Source organism: Flavobacterium sp., assembly GCF_024305175.1.
Taxonomy (GTDB): Bacteria; Bacteroidota; Bacteroidia; order Flavobacteriales; family Flavobacteriaceae; genus Flavobacterium.
The window spans coordinates 6,621-27,314 of record NZ_JAMWYY010000023.1 but is presented as its reverse complement, the minus strand read 5'-3'; the positions used below and the strand labels follow the sequence as shown (position 1 = coordinate 27,314).

Below are 20,694 nucleotides of genomic sequence, written 5' to 3'. Positions count from 1 at the left end.
GGCAGTGCATGAATGCAGCTAACTTTTTTGTAATTATTGTTATTGGTATAGTTGCTTTTTTATTCATACAAACCAGCTATAGCCAAAGCATTAAAGAGAAGAGGAGAAAATTGGGTGAATTACTGCCCAACCAAAAAGCTGACAGGCCTTTTAATTTTGGAGAAGAAATGGTTTGGCTTGCCGTGAGGGCAGACAGCAGCGAAGGCGTGGCTGAAGAGTTGGGCTTAACAGGCAGGGTGCGCTCCGGGTGGTTAAATGCAATGCATTATGTATTTGAAGGCGGTGCTGTTTTTGTTACTCCGGCATTTGAGAATTGGGTTTTGGTTGTAGGGATAGATTTACCTACAAGTAATTCCAAAACTGAAATTAATAAGATAAAATTATTAATAGACAGGTTAAGTAAACAATTTGGGGAATCACAGTTTTACGGCACTTATAAAAGTTGCTACACATTCGCAAAGTCAGTTGATGGGGAAGTAGTGCGTTTGTATTCGCATAACTCGAATAATTATGATTTTCATGATACAGGAGAACCTGTTGCCGAAGAGGCCGGAATGAATTTTCCGAAAATTAAGCCGTGGCAGATTGATGAGGAAGACCAGGAGTATTGGGAGAGAAATAACGTTACATTCCCCAATAAAGATATAATACTGCAAATAGCAGGAAAATGGAGCATTAACCCTGCACAACTAAGAAAGAATTATAAAGAAAAGAGTACAGGCATTTTAGGTATTTTAAAAGCATAACAAAAAATGGATTATACTAAGATTAACACATTAGGAGAACTTAAGAACAGCGGATATAAAAGCCGAACCATAAAAGATGAATTGCGCGACAACCTGCGCAGCAAAATAGCAAAAGGAGAAAATGTTTTTGAAGGGGTATGGGGTTTTGAAAATACCGTTATACCCGAATTGGAGCGTGCCATACTATCGCGCCACAACATAAACCTTTTGGGGCTTAGGGGGCAGGCTAAAACAAGGCTGGCACGCCTTATGGTAAACCTGCTGGATGAATGGATACCCGTGGTGGAAGGCTCTGAAATTAATGACGACCCGCTTAACCCTGTATCACGCTATGCAAAAGAGCTGATAGCAGAAAAGGGTGATGCAACTCCTGTAAGCTGGATGCACCGCAGCGAACGTTTTTATGAAAAGCTGGCGACACCGGATGTAACCGTTGCTGACCTGATAGGTGATATTGACCCGATAAAAGCAGCTAACCTTAAATTGTCGTATGCTGATGACAGGGTAATACACTACGGAATGGTGCCACGTGCCAACCGTTCTATTTTTGTAATAAATGAGCTGCCCGATTTGCAGGCGCGCATACAGGTTGCGTTATTCAATATATTGCAGGAGGGCGATATACAAATCCGTGGGTTTAAGGTGCGCCTTTCGCTGGATATAAAGTTTGTGTTTACTGCAAACCCCGAAGACTATACCAACAGGGGTAGTATTGTTACACCGCTTAAAGACCGTATCGGTTCCCAGATATTAACACATTATCCTGAATCTGTAGCTGTGGCAAGAACGATAACCGAGCAGGAAGCACGCCTTGACGCAAGGCAGAGCGAATCGGTTTACGTGCCCTCGCTGGCTAAAGATTTACTGGAGCAGGTTGGTTTTGAAGCCCGTAACAGCGAATATATAGATTATAAAAGCGGTGTGAGCGCCCGTATGAGCATAACGGCTTATGAGAACCTGCTTAGTACAGCCGAACGCCGCGCACTAAAAAATGGTGAGCAACAAACTACTGTAAGACTGTCTGATTTTACTGGTATAATACCTGCCGTAACAGGCAAAGTAGAGCTTGTATATGAAGGCGAGCAGGAGGGGGCTGCAGCTGTTGCCGAGCATCTTATCGGCAATGCCGTAAAAACGCTTTTTGCTGAATATTTCCCTAAAATTGAAAAGCTGGAAAGGCAAAACGATAAAAGTCCGTATCAGGAAGTGGTGGACTGGTTTTTTAATGAAAGCAGCTTTGAGCTTACAGATGAGGCTACAGATGCCGAATACAGAAAAAAGCTGGACAGCATCATTCCACTTAAGCAGCTACAGTTGAAATATGTGCCGGATATTACTGAAGAAGATAAATATTTCCTGAAAGAATTTATTTTGTGGGGGCTTGCAGAAAACAATAAACTCAGTAAAGACCGTTTCATGCAGGGTTATGAGTTTAAAGATATATATGGCAGCTACATAAGCAAGAATTTGTAGTAGTATCTCAACGGTAATTTAGCATAACTTTAAAATAATTTGCTTTTGTGTTTTGTAACTTGTAGTAAATTGATTATCAAAAACCAACAAGCAATATTATGAAAAATGCATTTTACTGTTTTATCTTGTTTTTAATGATGGGTACAATAGCGCAGGCGCAGTCTTTTGGGGCGGCCGGCGTTGAGGTTGAAGGTGTCTTTGACATGAACAAAGCCGTTTATTATGACTGGCTGAGGATGGGCGACACAAGGCAGGTTACCATGAAGTTTCCGCAGACTGCCAAAGGCGCAGAGGATGCGCTTAAAATAGCAGAACAGATGCTGGTAAAGAACGAACGCTCTATCAACCAGCCCGACCAGTATAAAAGTGTTGAGATGGTTGATACCAAAAGCGACCAGCCTGCCGCATTGCATAATGCCATACAGGACGGTAAGCGTAAAGTAAACCTGGTTTGGTATGCTGCCGATGGCTCTGCACTGCACTTGTTTTTAGGCCCTTACAGTTATGAAATAAATATCTATAATGCCTTTAAAATACGATAATTATAAAGGGTCTGTCTCAAAAGTGTCATTCTGAACGAAGCGATAGCGAGGTAAAGGATCTTAAATGGTTAAATCGTTAAGATTCCTTCTATCGGTGGAATGACAAAATGCTGGTAAAGCACTTTTGAGACAGCCTCTTTTTTTATTGTTTATCTTTAAAATTGCCATTACGGCTACAGTTTTTTATCTTTGCCGTTATCACAAATGTTGTTAAGGCTTCGCCTTCAGCTCTATAACGGGCTGTCCTACTGTAAAATTCATTTACAGAAAACATTTATATCGGCAAACCACGAGGGTTTGTACCATCATCTTAAACCTGATAGCTGTAATGGAAATCCATTTTATCGACCTTACTATTTTTGTTGTTTATCTTGTAATCATGCTGGGCATTGGCTTCTACTTTATGAAGCGAAATAAATCTGAAGAAGATTACTATGTTGGCGGGCGCAGTATGTCGGCAGGGCATATAGGGCTTTCGGTAGTAGCAACAGATGTTGGCGGTGGCTTTTCAATAGGTTTGGGTGGGCTTGGCTTTATGATGGGCCTCTCCGGCAGTTGGATGCTCTTTACAGGACTATTGGGCGCGTGGTTAAGCGCTGTGCTACTGATACCTAAAGTTTATCCTGTTGCGGTAAAACATAACTTCCTCACATTTCCGCAGTCACTGGCTTTTCATTACAATAAAAAAGTAGCCCTTGTTGCCGGTATCATCTCACTTATCGGATACATAGGTTTTACCAGCTCGCAGATACTTGCAGGCGCTAAGCTGGCTTCGGCTACATTTCCTTCCGTTTCCATTACCGATGCTATCCTTATAATGGGTGTTATAGCCATAGTATATACAGCCATTGGTGGTATAAAAGCCGTTATATATACAGATACCATACAATGGATAATACTTATGGCAGGGCTTATTGGTATAGGCATACCCTTAGGTTACATGAATATAGGCGGATGGGAAGCCATAAGCGCAACATTGCCTGATAGCTTTATGTCGTTGACGGAGGTTACCTTTGTACAATTTTTTAACTGGCTGATAACCATTGTGCCCATCTGGTTTGTAGGGATGACACTGTACCAGCGCATATATGCCTGCCGCGATGAGAAGACAGCCAAGAAAGCCTGGCGCATAGCAGGGTTGTTTGAGTGGCCTGTAATGGCGTTTATGGGTATTGCGCTTGGGCTTTTTGCAAGGGTAGGCTATGAGCAGGGCATGTTTACTAATATAGGTTTTGCACCCGGCACCGGGCTTGATGCAGAGCTTGGCCTGCCGTTATTCTTAAGGAGCATTTTGCCTGTAGGGCTTATGGGGTTAATGCTTTCAGCTTATTTTTCTGCAATTATGTCAACCGCCGATAGCTGCCTGATGGCTGCCTCGGGCAATTTTTCTACTGATATCCTTTCCTACTTCAAAAAGGTAAAGAAATACAACACCATAAAGAATTCTCAGGTAATTACCCTTATTATTGGTGTAGTTGCTGTTTTGCTTGCTACGCACATGCAAAATGTGTTAGAGCTTATGCTGTATTCTTATGCTTTTATGGTATCGGGGTTACTGGTTCCTGTTATAGGGACATTAATGCTTAAAAGGCCTTCTGCGAAGGCGGCAATGGCAGCTATGATATCGGGTGGTTTAACCACGTTAACCCTTATCTTAATGCAGGTTAAACTGCCTTTTGGGCTTGATGCCAACTTTTTTGGTATAGCTGTTTCTGCAATGGCATTTGCACTTTTTCAGTCAGCTTCAAATAAAAATAGAGTAACAGCATAATACTATTATAAATATTTAATATGTATAAGTATATAAATAAAGAAGCCTGCTTTAAGCAGGCTTCTTTATTCTGTTAACCGTTTTTGGTTGTAAACGAATTGATGTTTTCACGCCAGTAATCTATCATAGTACGAATCCTCTCTTTGTAGCTGTTGTAATCGCTGCCTTTGTGGATGTATCCCTGTATAGATAGCTTGTTGGCTTCTTTTATAGAATGTTCGTCTTGGGCATTAGAGATAAAAATATAAGGTATATCCTTATCCATAAAAAGTTCCTCATTCAGTATAATATTCCTTAATTCAAAGCCGCCCAGCTTGGGCATATTTATATCCGAAATAACTACAAAAGGCTCAATTTCGGGCCTTCTCAGGTACTCCAGTGCTTCAGTACTGTCAGCAAAAAAAATAATGTTGTTTTTGTAACCCAGGTCACGAAATATCTCCTGTAGTATTTCCCTGTCATCCTCATCGTCTTCAATAACCAGTATATCCCTGTGTCTTTTCATGTGTGGCGTTTAATTTATTATGCATAAATATAAATTTTTTCTCAAAAGTCATTTATAGTTTTTCACATATTTTTATCACTTTTTTACATACCTGTTGTAAGAACAATAAACTGCTGTTCTTATTATAGTTGTTTATCAGTCAGTATAGTAAGGTGATTTAAATTGATAAAAGCTATACTTTTTTAAGCTTTTCGATATTCGTAAGAATAATTTTCTTTCCGCTAAGCTCTATCAGTCCGCTCTTATTGAACTCAGAAAGCAACCTTATGCAGCTTTCGGTGGCAGTGCCAATCATACCTGCAAGCTCCTCTCTTGATAGTTTTACTTTCAGGCTCTTGTCTTCGTTAATGCCAAAGGTGTCGTGCAGGTAAATGAGTGTTTCTGCAAGCCTTTGCTTAACCGATTTCTGCGCCATGGCAACCAGGTGATCATCGGCTTCCTTAAGGTCACCGCAAATGGTGCGCATTACGTTCATCGAAAAGCTGTTATTTTCATTAAAGAACTTCATTACCTCTGTTTTGGGTATAAAGCATACCTGCATGTCTTCAAGCGCAACGGCACTAAGGTTTACAGGCTCTTCGCTAATCATGCTGCGCTGCCCCAGCAGTTCGCCTTTGGTTATCAGCTTAACAATCTGTTCATTGCCATTAGGGCTAAGTTTTGTCATTTTACAGACGCCGTCTTTAATACAAAAAATGCCCTGTACATTTTCGCCTTCGGTAAAAATGGGTTCGCCCTTTTTTATGGTATAGGAAGATTTGCAGTCTGCGAGCCGTAACAGCTCTTCTTTCTTAAGTGCTTTCAGGGAGCTGAACTCTCTCACTATACATTGTTCACATTTACTCATATGTTCAGTGCTCCTTGTTAAGATTGTGTTAACTCAACAAAGATAAGAATTACTCCCACATGACAAAAATCATATTTTAATATTTAACGCTGCCGCACTTTTGTATCAGGTATTTAGAGCAGATAATCATGGATAATAAAAATTGTTTCCATTGCGGGTTGCATATTGTTGCAGGCCAGGAAATTGCATTTAATGAAAAAGAGTTTTGCTGTAGCGGCTGCAAAACCGTTTATGAGATATTCAGCAGTAACGGGCTTGATTGTTACTACGATTTTGAAAATGCTCCAGGAGCAACACCGCAGGATATTAAGGGTAAATATGACTTTTTAGATAACGATGCTATAGTTGCAAAGCTACTTGATTTTAAAGAAGAGGCAACCCAAATAGTATCTTTATACATTCCGCACATACATTGCAGTTCCTGCATCTGGATACTGGAGAACCTCAACAGGTTAAACCCCGGTATCAGCAGCTCTCAGGTTAACTTTCCGGAGAAAAAAGTTCGGGTTGTGTTTAATCCTGAAATAGTAACCTTAAAAGAAGTAGTGCTTTTGCTGAGTTCTATAGGCTATGAACCTTACATAAGCCTCGAGAATTATGAGGGAACTAAAAAAGGCATCAGCAGGGAGCTGACCTATAAATTGGGAGTTGCCTTTTTTTGCTTTGGCAATGTCATGCTGCTTTCTTTTCCCGAATATTTTGATGTAGATGAGTTTTGGCTTGAGCAGTATAAAGATTTTTTCCGCTGGCTCATTTTTGCCCTTGCGCTGCCTTCATTTCTTTATGCGGCAAGCGGTTATTATGTTTCTGCATATAAAAGCATCCGGGCAGGCATGCTTAATATAGATGTACCAATAGCCTTGGGGCTGGTGGTAATGTTTATAAGGAGCACGGTAGATATTGTTTTTAACCTGGGGCAGGGTTTTTTTGACAGCCTTACCGGCCTTGTTTTCTTCATGCTGCTGGGCAGGCTCTTTCAACAGAAAACATACAACTTCCTTTCGTTTGAACGTGATTTCAGGTCTTATTTTCCCATAGCCGTAACAAAAATAGCAGGCAATCAGGAAATTTCTGTTCCGGTTTATGATGTGGCGGCAGGCGACAGGCTGCTTATCCGCAACCAGGAACTTATACCGGTAGATGGTATTTTAATGAATGCCGAGACCGAAATTGACTACAGCTTTGTAACCGGAGAGGCCATACCAATAAAGAAAAGATCGGGCGATAAGGTTTTTGCCGGCGGCAGGCAGCTCGGCCAGGTGGCAGAGATAGAGGTACTCAGTTCAGTATCGCAAAGCTACCTTACCCAGCTATGGAGTAATGATGTTTTTACCAAAAAAGAAAAGCAGGGCTACAAAACCCTTACCGATACCATAAGCCGTTATTTTACACCTGCATTGCTTGCGCTTGCCGTTGCCGTTTTCCTGTTCTGGGTTTTTAAAAATGTAACTACTGCATTTAATGTGTTTACGGCTGTGCTTATTGTGGCGTGCCCTTGTGCGCTGGCACTGAGCGCGCCATTTACCTTGGGTAATGTATTGCGCATTATGGGGCGGCAAAAGCTGTACCTTAAAAACGCAACGGTTATAGAGCAAATGGCTAAGATAAATACCATAGTATTCGATAAAACAGGTACTATAACCACCAATAAGAAATCGGCTACTGTTTATGAGGGCGAAACCCTGACAGATGCCGAAACGGCTGCCCTTAAAAATGTGCTGCGCGGCTCTAACCACCCGTTAAGCAGGCGGCTGTATGACTTCTTGCCTGTATATACTGTAGCGCCCGTTCAGGATTTTCAAGAACTTACGGGCAAAGGTGTACTGGGCAGGGCAGGGGTGCTTTTAATTCATGCAGGCTCTGCGGCATTTGTGGGTAAAGATGAGGCAGGCACACTTCAAACTAATGTTCACATAGCAGTAAACGGCAGCTATAAAGGCAAGTTTGTATTTGATAATTGTTACCGAAACGGCCTCAGCTCCCTTTTTCAGCTACTTGGCAAAAACTATGAACTTAAGATACTTTCAGGCGATAATGAGGGTGAGCGCGAAGCTTTGCAAGCGTTACTGCCGGGCGGTACCGAGTTGATTTTTAACCAAAAGCCGGAGCAGAAGCTTGCTTTTATAGAACAACTGCAACAGCAGGGCAAAAATATTATGATGATTGGCGACGGGCTTAATGATGCCGGGGCGCTGGCACAAAGCAACGTAGGCATATCCATATCAGAAAATGTAAATGTATTCTCTCCCGCCTGCGATGGCATACTGGATGCCGGGCAGTTCAGCCGCATCGCTTACTTTATGAATTATGCAAAAAATGCGGTAAAAACCATAAAAATGAGTTTTGCGCTTTCGCTGTTGTATAACGCAGTGGGGTTGTCTTTTGCCGTTGCAGGCAAGCTTAGCCCGCTGGCAGCAGCCATTATTATGCCGCTTAGTACCGTTACCATAGTAAGCTTTGTAACCATAACTACAAATTACTATGCAAAAAAAGGCAAATAACCCCTTTAAAAAACGGAAGTATGACAAATATCATATTTTTTGGGTAGCGGGGACAGTAGCTTTGTTAACATAAAATTAAGAAGGTATGAGTGTAATCTATTTATTAATCTCCATCAGTATAGTGGTTGCTGTGGCTTTCTTTTTCGCCTTTGTAAAGGCGGTTAAGAGCGGACAGTATGACGACGATTATACACCCTCCGTCAGGATGCTTTTTGACGACGAGTTACAAAAAAACAAATCCAAAACGAAAATCAAATAACAGTAATTATTATGGAAGTGCAACAATTTTATTATGACAATAAAATAGTTAAGAAGTTCCTCTATGCCACAATAGTATTTGGTGTTGTGGGGATGCTTGTAGGTTTATTGATCGCTTCGATGTATATGTTCCCGAACTTAACCGACGGGATATCTTGGCTAAGTTATGGCAGGCTAAGGCCGCTGCACACAAACGCAGTTATTTTTGCCTTTGTGGGTAATGCCATTTTTGCAGGGGTTTACTACTCATTACAAAGATTGCTAAAAGCCCGTATGTACAGTAACTTTTTAAGCAACGTAAACTTTTGGGGCTGGCAGCTTATTATAGTAGCCGCAGCAATATCATTACCGTTAGGCTACACCACATCTAAAGAATATGCCGAGTTGGAATGGCCTATAGATATCGCTATTGCACTGGTTTGGGTAGCATTTGGTATCAACATGATAGGTACAATACTAAAAAGGCGCGAACGGCACCTGTATGTAGCCATTTGGTTTTACCTGGCTACATTTGTTACCGTTGCGGTACTGCATATTTTTAACAGCTTGGAACTGCCTGTAAACGGCATGAAGAGTTACTCTGTATATGCAGGCGTGCAGGATGCGCTTGTGCAATGGTGGTACGGGCACAATGCTGTGGCATTTTTCCTTACTACGCCATTTTTAGGGCTTATGTATTACTACCTGCCCAAAGCTGCCAACAGGCCTGTTTACAGCTACAGGCTGTCAATCATTCATTTTTGGTCTTTAATATTCATCTATATATGGGCAGGCCCGCACCACCTGTTGTATTCTGCCTTGCCCGACTGGGCACAAAACCTGGGTGTGGTGTTTTCTGTAATGCTTATTGCGCCAAGCTGGGGCGGTATGATAAACGGTTTGCTTACCCTGCGTGGTGCATGGGATAAAGTAAGGGTAGACCCTGTACTTAAATTTTTTGTGGTAGCCGTTACCGGCTATGGTATGGCCACTTTTGAAGGCCCTATGCTTTCGCTTAAAAACGTGAACTCTATTGCCCACTTTACCGACTGGATCGTGGCACACGTGCACGTGGGCGCACTGGCATGGAACGGTTTTTTAACCTTTGGTATGATATACTGGCTGATACCACGTATGACAAAAACCTCACTATACTCTGTTAAACTGGCTAACTTCCATTTCTGGATAGGTACACTGGGTATTATACTATATGCGCTGCCAATGTATGTGGCAGGCTTTACACAGGCCTCTATGTGGAAACAGTTTAACCCTGATGGCTCGCTGGTTTATGGTAACTTCCTTGAAACAGTGAAACAGATAATGCCGATGTACTGGATGAGGGCCATAGGCGGTACGCTGTTCGTGATAGGTTTACTGGTACTGGTGTATAACATCATCATGACGGTAAGGCAGGGGCAGCCCATAGAAGATGAGCTGGCTGAAGCACCTGCACTTCAAAAAATTGCAGGCCGCAGGCTTAAAGGGGAGAAATTCCACCCGTGGCTTGAGAGGAAACCAATACAGCTTACCATACTGGCAACGGTTGCTATACTTATAGGCGGTATCATTCAGATTGTGCCTACCATTATGGTAAAATCCAACATACCAACCATATCAACAGTAAAACCTTATACGCCGCTGGAGTTGGAAGGCCGCGACCTGTATATACGCGAAGGTTGTGTGGGCTGCCACTCTCAAATGATACGCCCTTTCAGGAGCGAGGTAGAGCGCTATGGCGAGTATTCAAAATCAGGAGAATATGTGTATGACCACCCGTTCCTTTGGGGTTCTAAACGAACCGGGCCCGACCTTATGAGGGTAGGTGGCAAGTACAGCGACAACTGGCACTTTAACCACATGTGGGACCCGCAAAGTACATCGGCAGGTTCTATAATGCCGGGCTATAAATGGCTGTTTGATAACAAGAAAATGGATTACAGCCAAATAGAAAAGAAAATGGAAGTAATGGTAAAGCTGGGTGTGCCTTATACAGAGCAGGATATAGCCAATGCACAAAAATCTATAGCGGCGCAGTCAGCTAAAATAGAGCAAAACCTGCACAGCGACCCGGATTTCGTGAAAAGTTATGAAGAAAGCCGCAAGGCTGCCCAAACAAGGGGCGAGGAGTTTGTTGCCATGAAAGACAGGGAAATTACAGCCCTTATTGCTTACCTGCAACGCCTGGGTATTGATATTAAAATAAAAAATACCAACAGCGCAACCGCTGATAACACTAAATAATTAGCCATGCTGAAGTTTGTAAAACATAATATGGAGTCAATCTCAGGAGTTGAGGTTTACCCGATACTGTCACTGCTTATATTCTTTTTCTTTTTTGTGGGGCTGTACACCTGGGTATATACCTACAGGAAAGAAAAGATAAGTGAAATGAGCCAACTGCCTTTTTCTGATGAAGAAGGCAGTAATAACCAATCGTTTAACAGTTAACTATCAGTATCATGAAAAAATTAATTCCGGTATATGTAAGGGTCCCCGTTTTGTTTGCCCTTGTATTTATGGCATTAGAATATTTTATAGACTCAGGCGACAGGCCGGCCTTTCTTAAATATCCAATGGTTTCGGTATTCCTGTTTGTATTCCTGTTCCTGCAGATAGCCATAGAAATTGTAATAAGCGCTATTGATAAAGTAACCTATGCCATGCTTACCGAAGAGCAGAAGCAAAAGCTGGCAGAGGCCGAAGCGATTGGTATTACAGAGAGTGCCTGGTATAAAAAACTGAAAGGCTTTTTTGGCAAAAGTGCACCTGTTGAAGATGAAAGCGCCGTTATGCTGGATCATAATTATGACGGAATAAAGGAACTCGACAATGTATTGCCGCCTTGGTGGGTGTATCTTTTTTACGGAACCGTTTTATTTGGTGTGGTATACCTGGTGCGTTTTCATATAGTGGGCGATTACAACCAGAAGGAAGAATTTGAGCAGGAAATGGCAGAGGCAAAACTTGCTGTAGAAGAATATAAAAAGACTGCTAAAGACCTGATAGATGCCGAAACGGTAACATTACTTACGGATGCAGGCGAGCTTGCACAGGGCAAAACCATATTTGAAGCCAACTGTGCAGCCTGCCACCGTGCAGATGGCGGGGGCACCATAGGCCCCAATCTTACGGATGAATATTGGATTCTGGGCGGCGGCATTAAAAACGTATTCCACACAATTACAGAGGGTGGACGTGACGGTAAAGGTATGGTGGCATGGAAAGGCACACTAAAACCAAGCGAAATTCAGATTGTGGCCAGTTATATACTTTCATTGGAGGGAACCAACCCGGCTGATGCTAAAGCGCCGGACGGAGATATCTGGAAAGAAGAAGGCACACCTGCCAAAGAAGGTAATGCTGCCCCGGCAGCACCCGAAAAAACGGAAAAAGGGCCCGATGTAGCCCTTAACTAAAAATGATTTAAAATGTCAGTACAATTGGATGAAGACTTTCGTGACCGCATTGCAACGATAGATGATGAAGGGAAAAGGTCGTGGATATATCCTAAAAAGCCATCAGGAAGGCTTTATAATTACAGGAAAGTTGTCAGCTACTTTCTGTTAGCCTTCCTGTTTTTAGCCCCCTTCATTAAAATAAACGGCAACCAGTTCCTTATGTTTAACGTGCTGGAACGCAGGTTCAATATATTTGGCTTCCCGTTCTGGCCACAGGATTTTCACTTGTTTGTTATTTCAATGATAATAGGGGTGGTATTCGTGGCACTTTTTACGGTTGCATTCGGGCGTCTTTTTTGTGGTTGGGTTTGTCCGCAAACTATTTTCCTCGAAATGGTTTTCCGGAGGATAGAATACTGGATAGACGGCGACAGGAATGCTCAGATTAAGCTCGCCAAAATGGAGTGGAATGCCGGGAAGATTAAAAAAAGGGTTTTAAAATGGAGCATCTTCTTTATCATATCATTTGCCATAGCCAATGTTTTCCTTGCTTACCTGGCGGGCAGCGAAAGGGTTATCCAAATGGTGGAAGACGGCCCGGCAAATCATCTGGGTAATTTTATTGCACTGCTCATTTTTACAGCAGTATTCTACTTTGTGTTTGCGTGGTTCAGGGAGCAGGTGTGTATTATAGCATGCCCATACGGCAGGCTGCAGGGCGTTTTGCTCGATAACAAATCGATTATAGTAGCTTATGACCATGTTAGGGGCGAAGGGGAAAGCGGCAGGGGCAAGGTTGTTAAGAATGAAGACCGCAAGGCTGCCGGTAAAGGCGATTGTATAGATTGTAAACTTTGTGTGGCTGTTTGCCCCACCGGCATCGATATAAGGAACGGTACCCAACTGGAATGTACCAACTGTACCGCCTGTATAGACGAGTGCAATTCGGTAATGGATAAAGTAGGGCTGCCTAAAAACCTTATCCGCTATGCCAGCGAAGATGAAATTACCAAAAAAGAAAAGTTTGTTTTTACGGCAAGGATGAAAGGATATGTTGCTGTGCTTGCCATATTACTGAGTGTGTTTACAGGTATGCTGTTTTTGCGTAATGATGTAGAGGCTTCGGTGCTGAGGTTGCCCGGGCAGCTTTACCAGCACAAAGGCGAAAATATCAGTAATGTGTTTACTTACAAAATTGTAAATAAAACAACAAAGGAGTTTGATAATGTCCATTTTAAGCTTGTAAAGCCACAGGGCATTGTAAAACTGGTAGGTAATGCAACATTTAAGGTACCTAAAGAAGGTATGGCACAGGGCACTATGTTTATAGAAATTAATCCTGCGTTTTTAAAAGGCGATAAAACCAAAATTACGCTTGAGGTGTATAACGGCGACCGCCTGATTGAAACAGAGACTACCAATTTTTTAGGCCCCCGCACATTTAACTAAAAACAAAAAGCATCATGAAAATGAAAATAAACTGGGGAACAGGTATAGTATTAGCCTTCATCTTTTTTATGGGGTTTATACTCTTCTTTGTCATAAAAGTACAGTCAGACAGCAGTTATGACAATGAACTGGTGGTGGAAGATTATTACAAGCAGGAGCGTGTGCTCCAGAAAAAACTCGACAGTGAGCAAAACGCTGCATCACTTACACAGAAGGTGGTAATAGGCCAGGATGATTCATCAGTAAGAATCATATTCCCTCAAAACTTTGAGGCATCAAAAATAACAGGCAAAGTGTCCCTTTACAGGCCGTCTAACCAAAAGCTGGATTTTGAATTACCCATTTCAGTATCCACGCCTTATCTGCTCATACCTAAAAGTGATTTGGCAGGCGGCCGTTGGGACATTACTGTAGAATGGCACTACAACGGTACAGATTACCGCAATAATGCCATGCTTACCATAGACTGATTTAAGTTACTGCTGAAATTATAAATATGCTATATTCAGCCATTATATTAGGTTTGCTCTCCAGCCTGCACTGCATAGGTATGTGCGGGGCTATAGCCATGATGTTGCCTTTAGACCGTAATAACCCGGCAAAAAAAGCCGCACAGCTATTGCTGTACCACGCGGGCAGGCTCACTGCATATTGCACTTTGGGGCTTGTGTTTGGGCTGCTTGGCAAAGGTTTATACCTGGCAGGCATGCAGCAACAGCTATCAATAATTGCAGGCTTTTTAATGATTTTGATAGTACTTATACCGGAAAGGATATTTGCCCGGTATAACTTCAGCAGGCCGGTTTACAGGCTTATAAGTAATGTAAAAAGCCTACTTGGGCAGCAATTTGGTAAAAAAAGCAGTAAAGCGCTTTACCTTGCCGGCCTCTTTAACGGATTTTTACCCTGCGGGCTTGTATATGCTGCTTTATTTGGTGCAATAGCCATGCAAAATGCAGGGTTGGGAATAGCCTATATGTTTTTATACGGAGCAGGTACCATACCCATGATGACTGCTGTGGTATATGCATCAGGTATGCTCTCTAACCCTTTTCGAAGTAGCCTTTATAAATTTGTGCCTTATGTAACCGTATTGGTTGGCATGCTGTTTATTATGAGGGGGCTGGGTTTGGGCATACCGTTTATCTCTCCGGCAGAAAGCAGCCTTTTTGTGCAAAGCAACCCCGACTGTATTGTTGGGCATCCATAACTAACCTTACTTAACAAAAAGAGCGGCTTAGTGCCGCTCTTAATTTTTTTGTATTTAGATTTATTGTTATATGGTCATAGAGAACAGTTTTGTGTCAGGTGCTTTGCGCTTTAGCCTCAGGTCGAATGCCATACAAATGTTTCTCACAAATGCTTTGCCTTTTTCGGTTACGGTAAGGCTGTAAGCGGTAATTTCGATAAGGCCGTCATGCTTCATTTCAGTAAGGCTATCCAAAATTTCGGGCAGTTCCTTAAAAAAAGCATTTTCTTCTTTCCAAGATGTTTTAAAACAGCACATAAGGTTAAGTATGTGCCTGCGGATAATAAGGTCTTCATCCGTTAGCAGGTGCCCCCTGAAAACAGGCAAGATATTTTCTTCCAGTTTTCGGTAATAAGCCTCCAGGTTTTTTTCATTCTGCGCAAAGCTGTACCAGCTATCACTTATAGATGATACACCAAGGCCAATCATCAGTTGTGTTTTAGAAGCGCTGTAACCCATAAAGTTGCGATGCAGCATGCCGTTAGTAAACGCTTTATGCATACTGTCTGATGGCATCGCGAAATGATCCATACCAATTTCATAATAGCCTTTTGCTGCTAAAAGCTTTTTCCCTTCTTCATACAGCATTCTTTTTTCTTCGTCTTTTGGCAGGTTGCTTTCATCAAACCCGCGCTGCCCGTTACCTTTTATCCAGGGCACGTGTGCATAGCTGTAAAACGATATACGGTCGGGGTTCAGGGATTTGGTCTTTTCTATGGTATCGGTAATATTACCCACCGTCTGGAAAGGCAGCCCGAAAACAAGGTCATGGCTTATAGAGGTGTACCCAATTTCTTTAGCCCAAAAAGTTACTTTTGCCACATTATGAAAAGGCTGTATGCGGTTAATGGCTATCTGTACTTTTTCATTATAATCCTGCACGCCAAAGCTAACCCTGCGGAAACCCAGATCATATAGTTTTTGCAGGTGGGCGCGGGTAGTGTTGTTAGGATGCCCTTCAAAGCTAAACTCATATCCGGGAGCTGTATCTGCCAGTGCAAGTATGCCTTTAATCAGTTTCTCAAGATTATCAGGGCTAAAAAAAGTCGGAGTTCCACCGCCAAGGTGCAACTCTTTAATACGTGGCCTGCTTTTGAGCAGTTCGCAATATAGTGACCACTCTTTAAGTATAGCACTAATGTAGGGTTCTTCTACCTCGTGCCGCCTTGTTATGCGCTTGTTACAGCCGCAAAAAGTGCACATACTCTCGCAAAAGGGCAGGTGTATATACAGGCTTATGCCTTCGGTGTAGTTACTTTCATCATATGCCCTTTGCAGGGTTTGTATCCAGCCTGATGCGGTAAAAAGCCCTTCTTCCCAATAGGGCACAGTAGGGTAGCTGGTGTAGCGTGGCCCCGGCACGTTATATTTTTGTACTATTGAATTTTTCATGAGAACATTATTTCCAAAATCCAAAATTAGTGTGGGTACAGCGGTAAAAAAATGATAAATATCATATAAGAATTTTTACACAGAAGGGTACGTTTTTAGTATATTAGCAACTCATCATTTATAATACCATGAATAAAATTATATTCCTTATAGTAGCTGTAATAGCTTTGGTTTCGTGCCAGGCACAGCAAAAAGAACAAAGTGTAATGCTTGTAAAACCTACTGTTTTTTCGGAGAAAATGGCTGAGCATAAAGGGCAGGTTGTAGATGTGCGTACGCCTATGGAATACAAGCAGGGGTATATTAAAGATGCGGTAAATATACACCTTTATGATAAAGACTTTGAGGAGCGCATTGAGCAGCTTGATAAAACAAAACCGGTTTATGTATATTGCAAAGTGGGCGGCAGAAGCGCCGAAGCTGTAACTGTAATGAAAGAAAAAGGCTTTATAAGCATAGTTGAGCTGGATGGCGGCATAGACGCCTGGACAGAAGCTAAAAAGCCTGTTGTAAAGCAGTAATACATAAATACCATAACTTAATTATGGAGAATTAAGTTATGGTACACTTTTTTAATCAGGTATTTAAAGGATGCTTTTAAGCAAGCACATCTCTTATTTCTTCCTTACGCTCAAACATCTTTTTAGCGAAAGGGCACAGCGGAATTATCTTCACGTTTTTCTCTCGGGCAAAGGCTACTGCCTTGTCCAGCAACTTTATGCCTACACCTTTAAACTCAGGGTTACCTTCGGTATGGTCTATAATAAACTTATCATCACCAGCCCAGGTATATGTCATAAGGCCTGCTTCTGTATCACCTTCAGTAGCTTTAAAATGCCCTTTTTTACCGTTGTCAAAATTTTCAATATTCATACTTATTATTTTAGTTTAAGATTAGGGTTTTGCTCCGGCAGCGGTATATAGCCCGTTTCTCCCGGTATAGAGGGGAATGCTTTGTCTGCCCACATTTGCTTGGCTTCTTCAATGCGCTCTTTATCTGTGGCAACAAAATTCCAGTATATGTGCCTTTGCTCAGCAAAAGGTTCGCCGCCAAAAATATATACAGTGGTATTTTCATGCATGGTAAACTCACACAAACCGGCATCTTTAGCAACCAACAGTTGCTTAGGTTCAAAAACGGTACCTTCGGTTTCAACTTTACCCTCCAGTATATATAAACCGCTTTCGCCAAAAAGGCTGCTTCCTATGTTTATATTTTGTTTGCCAGTTGTTTTAATCTCAATCAGGTAAAGCGGGCTGTAAACAGGTACAGGCGATTTTTTGCCCAACACCTCTCCGGCAATAAGTTTATAGTGCACACCGTTTTCTTCCCAGTCCGGTAAATCTTTTTCATCTGCATGATAAAAAGAGGGTTCGGAGTATTCTTCTTCTTTAGGCAGTGCCACCCATATTTGCAGCCCATGCATCCTTTTATCAGAACGCCTTAGATAATCAGGCGTACGTTCAGAGTGTGTTATGCCTTTTCCGGCTGTCATCCAGTTAACCTGCCCGGGCTTTATTTCAATTTCGGTACCCAGGCTGTCGCGGTGCATAATACTGCCCTCAAAAAGATAGGTAAGGGTAGAAAGCCCTATGTGCGGGTGCGGTCCAATATCAAAATTTTCATGGTCGGATAAGGCAACAGGGCCCATATGGTCTATAAAGATAAAAGGGCCAACCATGCGCTTTTGGCGGAAAGGCAGCAGCCTGCCTACTAAAAAATTGCCGATATCGCTTGGGCGTTCTTCTATAATAAAACTGATGTTTGACATGACGGAAAGATTTATGCTGTTAAATTACGACTTTTTATCTTACAAATTTCTGCCTATTTGTTATAGTAAGCATTGAATCAGATTAAGAAAAGGTATATCTGTTACACAATATAATTGTAGAAAGGGATGCAGCTTCTTGTGGATTTCTACACAAATTTTTAATAGTCATCAATGTTAAGTTGTTGATTTTCATTTATTTATTATATGTGGTGCAGCAATTGCTAAATGGTATGTGTATAAAACCTAATTTAAACACCTAATTAATATGAATAGTGAAACAATTACTTCAGGAAAATTATATGCTGCGGCAAATCCTGATACAGTGAGTTCAATAACCACCAGCACAACAGATATTACCAAAACAATTTTAGACAACAGGCCGGTTGCCATTAATCTTGCAGTACAGTTTTTTACTTTTCTGCTACTGGCAACCGGAGTTTTTTTATTGTTTGAATTTTACCCCCAAATTGAACAGCTTAATACAGAAAGGATAAATTCTGCAATAGGCATTTTCTTCGTTTTCCTTTCGGCTTTTCTTTTGCTGTTTAAGGGAGGTTTTTTCCTTTACAATTTATATTTATACATACGCTACAGGCCTGTAAAGTCAGTAACCGATGATAAGCTGCCAACCTGCACTGTAATTGTACCTGCTTATAATGAAGGAAGCCAGGTATGGGCAACACTTAAAAGCCTTGCCGAAAGTAATTACCCCGAACATAAATTACAGTTACTCGCTATTGATGACGGTAGTAAAGACGATACCTGGCAATGGATGCTTAAAGCAAAAGAAGAGCTGGGCGACAGGGTTTCTATATTTAAGCAGCCAAAAAATATGGGTAAGCGCCATGCTTTATACCGTGGCTTTAAAATGGGCAACGGAGAAGTTTTTGTTACCGTAGACAGTGACTCTATAGTTAAGAAAGATACTTTAAGAAACCTGGTAAGCCCATTTGTGATAAATGAAAAATGTGGTGCTGTTGCGGGTAATGTAAAAGTACTGAATGATAAAAAAGGCATATTACCTAAAATGCTTAATGTAAGTTTTGTTATGAGCTTTGAGTTTATGCGTTCGGCAGAAAGCAGGCTTGGTTCTGTGCTGTGTACCCCCGGAGCATTATCTGCCTATAGGCGCACGGCGGTTTTTAATTGCCTTGAAGAGTGGATAAACCAGACCTTTATGGGGCAGCCATCAGACATTGGTGAAGACAGGGCCATGACCAACATGATCATGAAGCAGGGCTACCACGTGTTGTTTCAGCGTAATGCACATGTACTAACTAATGTGCCGGAGCAATATACCGGATTATACAAAATGTTTATACGTTGGGGCAGGAGCAATGTGCGAGAAAATATTATGATGGCAAAATTTGTATTCAGCAATTTCAGGAAAGGTTCTAAGTTTGGCACAAGGCTGTTATTTGTAAACCAGTGGCTTAAATTGATAATGACCTATCCTGCCATATTACTGATGCTGTATTTTGTACTTACCCACCCGCTACTGTTTATAAGCACTACCTTGTTCAGTATACTGATATATTCGAGTTTTTCCGTTTTCTTTTATGCGAGGAAATATGATACGGCAGATTCATTTTGGGCTTATTCCTACAGCCTTCTTTATACCTTCGGGTTATTCTGGATAACGCCATATGCCATTGCAACAGCAGGCAGGAGGGGCTGGCTGACACGTGAATTACCAACCAGATAATGGTGCCATACTAGTTATAAATGTTAAGTTTGGAAAACCTCCCGTTAGCGGGAGGTTTTTTATTTACTTATTTTTTAAACTTTTTATTTGTAGATTGGAATTAATTTTTAGCTTTGTGTTTAAAAGTACTTTATATGAAGCAGCAACAGGATTATATCCGCGACATATCAGAGATACGCTCTATGATGGAGCGTTCGACTAAATTTTTGTCTTTGTCCGGATGGGCAGGCATCATGGCAGGTGTATATGCGTTGGCAGGTGCCTATATAGCTTATGCTGTATTTGATTTTAGTCCAAGAAAAGTAGTTTATAACCCATTGGGCCGCATGCACATCAATAAAGATTTTATCGGGTTGATGCTGGTGGCCGCCGCAGTGTTGTTATTAGCCATTGGTACCGCCTGGTTCTTTTCTAACAAAAAGGCTAAAAAGAAAAATGAGAAGTTATGGAATGCAACTTCCAGAAGGTTGATGATAAATATGGGTGTCCCGCTTGTGGCAGGTGGGTTATTTGTATTAATTTTAGCAGCTAAAGGGCTAATTGGCCTTGTTGCACCGGCTACGCTTATTTTTTATGGCTTATCCTTGTATATTGCAAGCCGCTATACTTATGAAGATGTAAAGATACTGGGGCTTGTACAGGTAATGCTGGGGCTTGTTGCAGCTTTATACATAGGCTACGGCCTGTTGTTCTGGGCGCTTGGCTTTGGTGTTGGGCATATAATTTACGGTATATATATACATTACAAATACGAAAGGTGAAGTTACCCATTAACGGTTTACATAAAGCATTCGAAAGCCGTATAAGGCTTGGTATCATGTCGGCGCTTGCTGTTAATGACAGGCTCGATTTTAATACCCTTAAAGAATATCTTGAAGTTACCGACGGTAATCTTGCAAGCCACCTTAAAGCGCTTGAAAAAGAGGAATTTATAGGGGTAGAAAAATTATTTGTTGGGCGTAAGCCTAACACGCGTTATTTTATGACTAAAGAAGGGCGCATTGCATTTGAAGAACATCTTAAAATACTGGAAAAATTGATCAAATCTCAGAAATAAAAAATTTTAATCTTAAACTTTGAAATGCAAAGTTATTTGTCTGTCTCTTA

21 protein-coding genes are annotated in these 20,694 nt (G+C 41.6%); 16 read left to right on the top strand and 5 right to left on the bottom strand.

All coding sequences use genetic code 11. The features are described 5' to 3' along the window. The first annotated feature begins 8 nt into the window (after positions 1–8). From Q0K96_RS07620 to Q0K96_RS07605, 4 genes are all read left to right on the top strand, one after another. Complete coding sequence (locus tag Q0K96_RS07620; RefSeq protein WP_297333410.1) at positions 9–746, top strand: hypothetical protein; 738 nt, start codon at positions 9–11, stop codon at positions 744–746. A gap of 6 nt (positions 747–752) precedes the next feature. Then, positions 753–2,219: a sigma 54-interacting transcriptional regulator gene (locus tag Q0K96_RS07615; protein WP_297333409.1), complete on the top strand. Its 1,467-nt coding sequence runs from the start codon at positions 753–755 to the stop codon at positions 2,217–2,219. 98 nt (positions 2,220–2,317) lie between these two features. Further along, entirely contained in the window at positions 2,318–2,761 is a 444-nt protein-coding gene (locus tag Q0K96_RS07610; RefSeq protein ID WP_297333408.1) for a hypothetical protein, read from the top strand. Between the two features lie 328 nt (positions 2,762–3,089). Next, complete coding sequence (locus Q0K96_RS07605; protein ID WP_297333407.1) at positions 3,090–4,532, top strand: sodium:solute symporter family protein; 1,443 nt, start codon at positions 3,090–3,092, stop codon at positions 4,530–4,532. A 73-nt stretch (positions 4,533–4,605) separates the two neighbouring features. On the opposite strand, the gene Q0K96_RS07600 is transcribed toward Q0K96_RS07605, so the two are convergent. Next, positions 4,606–5,037, bottom strand: coding sequence for a response regulator (locus Q0K96_RS07600; RefSeq protein WP_297333406.1), 432 nt, complete (start codon positions 5,035–5,037; stop codon positions 4,606–4,608). Between the two features lie 172 nt (positions 5,038–5,209). After that, positions 5,210–5,884 carry a Crp/Fnr family transcriptional regulator gene (locus Q0K96_RS07595; protein ID WP_297333405.1) on the bottom strand — a complete coding sequence of 225 codons (675 nt, stop codon included), beginning with the start codon at positions 5,882–5,884 and terminating at the stop codon, positions 5,210–5,212. A gap of 128 nt (positions 5,885–6,012) precedes the next feature. On the opposite strand from Q0K96_RS07595, the gene Q0K96_RS07590 reads away from it, so the two are divergent. The 8 genes from Q0K96_RS07590 to Q0K96_RS07555 all read left to right on the top strand — a co-directional run bounded on the left by Q0K96_RS07590 (position 6,013) and on the right by Q0K96_RS07555 (position 14,679). After that, positions 6,013–8,385 carry a heavy metal translocating P-type ATPase metal-binding domain-containing protein gene (locus Q0K96_RS07590; protein WP_297333404.1) on the top strand — a complete coding sequence of 791 codons (2,373 nt, stop codon included), beginning with the start codon at positions 6,013–6,015 and terminating at the stop codon, positions 8,383–8,385. A gap of 85 nt (positions 8,386–8,470) precedes the next feature. Next, positions 8,471–8,644 (top strand): cbb3-type cytochrome oxidase assembly protein CcoS, encoded by a 174-nt coding sequence (ccoS, locus tag Q0K96_RS07585; protein WP_297333403.1) that lies wholly within the window; start codon positions 8,471–8,473, stop codon positions 8,642–8,644. Between the two features lie 11 nt (positions 8,645–8,655). Continuing rightward, positions 8,656–10,863, top strand: coding sequence for a cytochrome-c oxidase, cbb3-type subunit I (gene ccoN, locus Q0K96_RS07580; RefSeq protein WP_297333402.1), 2,208 nt, complete (start codon positions 8,656–8,658; stop codon positions 10,861–10,863). A gap of 6 nt (positions 10,864–10,869) precedes the next feature. Continuing rightward, complete coding sequence (locus tag Q0K96_RS07575) at positions 10,870–11,070, top strand: CcoQ/FixQ family Cbb3-type cytochrome c oxidase assembly chaperone (RefSeq protein ID WP_297333401.1); 201 nt, start codon at positions 10,870–10,872, stop codon at positions 11,068–11,070. Between the two features lie 11 nt (positions 11,071–11,081). Next, positions 11,082–12,038 (top strand): cbb3-type cytochrome c oxidase N-terminal domain-containing protein, encoded by a 957-nt coding sequence (locus Q0K96_RS07570; RefSeq protein WP_297333400.1) that lies wholly within the window; start codon positions 11,082–11,084, stop codon positions 12,036–12,038. Positions 12,039–12,050: 12 nt separating this feature from the next. Continuing rightward, positions 12,051–13,469, top strand: a complete 1,419-nt coding sequence (gene ccoG, locus Q0K96_RS07565; protein WP_297333399.1) for a cytochrome c oxidase accessory protein CcoG — start codon at positions 12,051–12,053, stop codon at positions 13,467–13,469. Between the two features lie 14 nt (positions 13,470–13,483). Beyond that, positions 13,484–13,939 carry a FixH family protein gene (locus tag Q0K96_RS07560; protein WP_363317237.1) on the top strand — a complete coding sequence of 152 codons (456 nt, stop codon included), beginning with the start codon at positions 13,484–13,486 and terminating at the stop codon, positions 13,937–13,939. Positions 13,940–13,965: 26 nt separating this feature from the next. Beyond that, a complete protein-coding gene (locus Q0K96_RS07555; protein ID WP_297333398.1) occupies positions 13,966–14,679 on the top strand; it encodes a sulfite exporter TauE/SafE family protein in 714 nt (237 codons plus the stop codon). A 66-nt stretch (positions 14,680–14,745) separates the two neighbouring features. On the opposite strand, the gene hemN is transcribed toward Q0K96_RS07555, so the two are convergent. Then, positions 14,746–16,110 carry an oxygen-independent coproporphyrinogen III oxidase gene (gene hemN / locus Q0K96_RS07550; protein ID WP_297333397.1) on the bottom strand — a complete coding sequence of 455 codons (1,365 nt, stop codon included), beginning with the start codon at positions 16,108–16,110 and terminating at the stop codon, positions 14,746–14,748. A gap of 128 nt (positions 16,111–16,238) precedes the next feature. Between hemN and Q0K96_RS07545 the strand changes: the two genes are divergently transcribed. Further along, complete coding sequence (locus Q0K96_RS07545; protein ID WP_297333396.1) at positions 16,239–16,631, top strand: rhodanese-like domain-containing protein; 393 nt, start codon at positions 16,239–16,241, stop codon at positions 16,629–16,631. 76 nt (positions 16,632–16,707) lie between these two features. Here Q0K96_RS07545 and Q0K96_RS07540 read toward each other — a convergent pair whose 3' ends face one another. Then, positions 16,708–16,983, bottom strand: coding sequence for a GNAT family N-acetyltransferase (locus Q0K96_RS07540; RefSeq protein WP_297333395.1), 276 nt, complete (start codon positions 16,981–16,983; stop codon positions 16,708–16,710). 5 nt (positions 16,984–16,988) lie between these two features. Continuing rightward, entirely contained in the window at positions 16,989–17,882 is an 894-nt protein-coding gene (locus Q0K96_RS07535) for a pirin family protein (protein WP_297333394.1), read from the bottom strand. Between the two features lie 265 nt (positions 17,883–18,147). On the opposite strand from Q0K96_RS07535, the gene Q0K96_RS07530 reads away from it, so the two are divergent. From Q0K96_RS07530 to Q0K96_RS07520, 3 genes are all read left to right on the top strand, one after another. Beyond that, positions 18,148–19,587 carry a glycosyltransferase family 2 protein gene (locus Q0K96_RS07530; protein WP_297333393.1) on the top strand — a complete coding sequence of 480 codons (1,440 nt, stop codon included), beginning with the start codon at positions 18,148–18,150 and terminating at the stop codon, positions 19,585–19,587. A 134-nt stretch (positions 19,588–19,721) separates the two neighbouring features. Next, a complete protein-coding gene (locus Q0K96_RS07525; RefSeq protein ID WP_297333392.1) occupies positions 19,722–20,348 on the top strand; it encodes a hypothetical protein in 627 nt (208 codons plus the stop codon). Then, positions 20,345–20,644, top strand: a complete 300-nt coding sequence (locus tag Q0K96_RS07520) for a transcriptional regulator (RefSeq protein ID WP_297333391.1) — start codon at positions 20,345–20,347, stop codon at positions 20,642–20,644. Before Q0K96_RS07525 ends, Q0K96_RS07520 begins: the two co-directional genes overlap by 4 nt. Positions 20,645–20,694 lie beyond the last annotated feature (50 nt).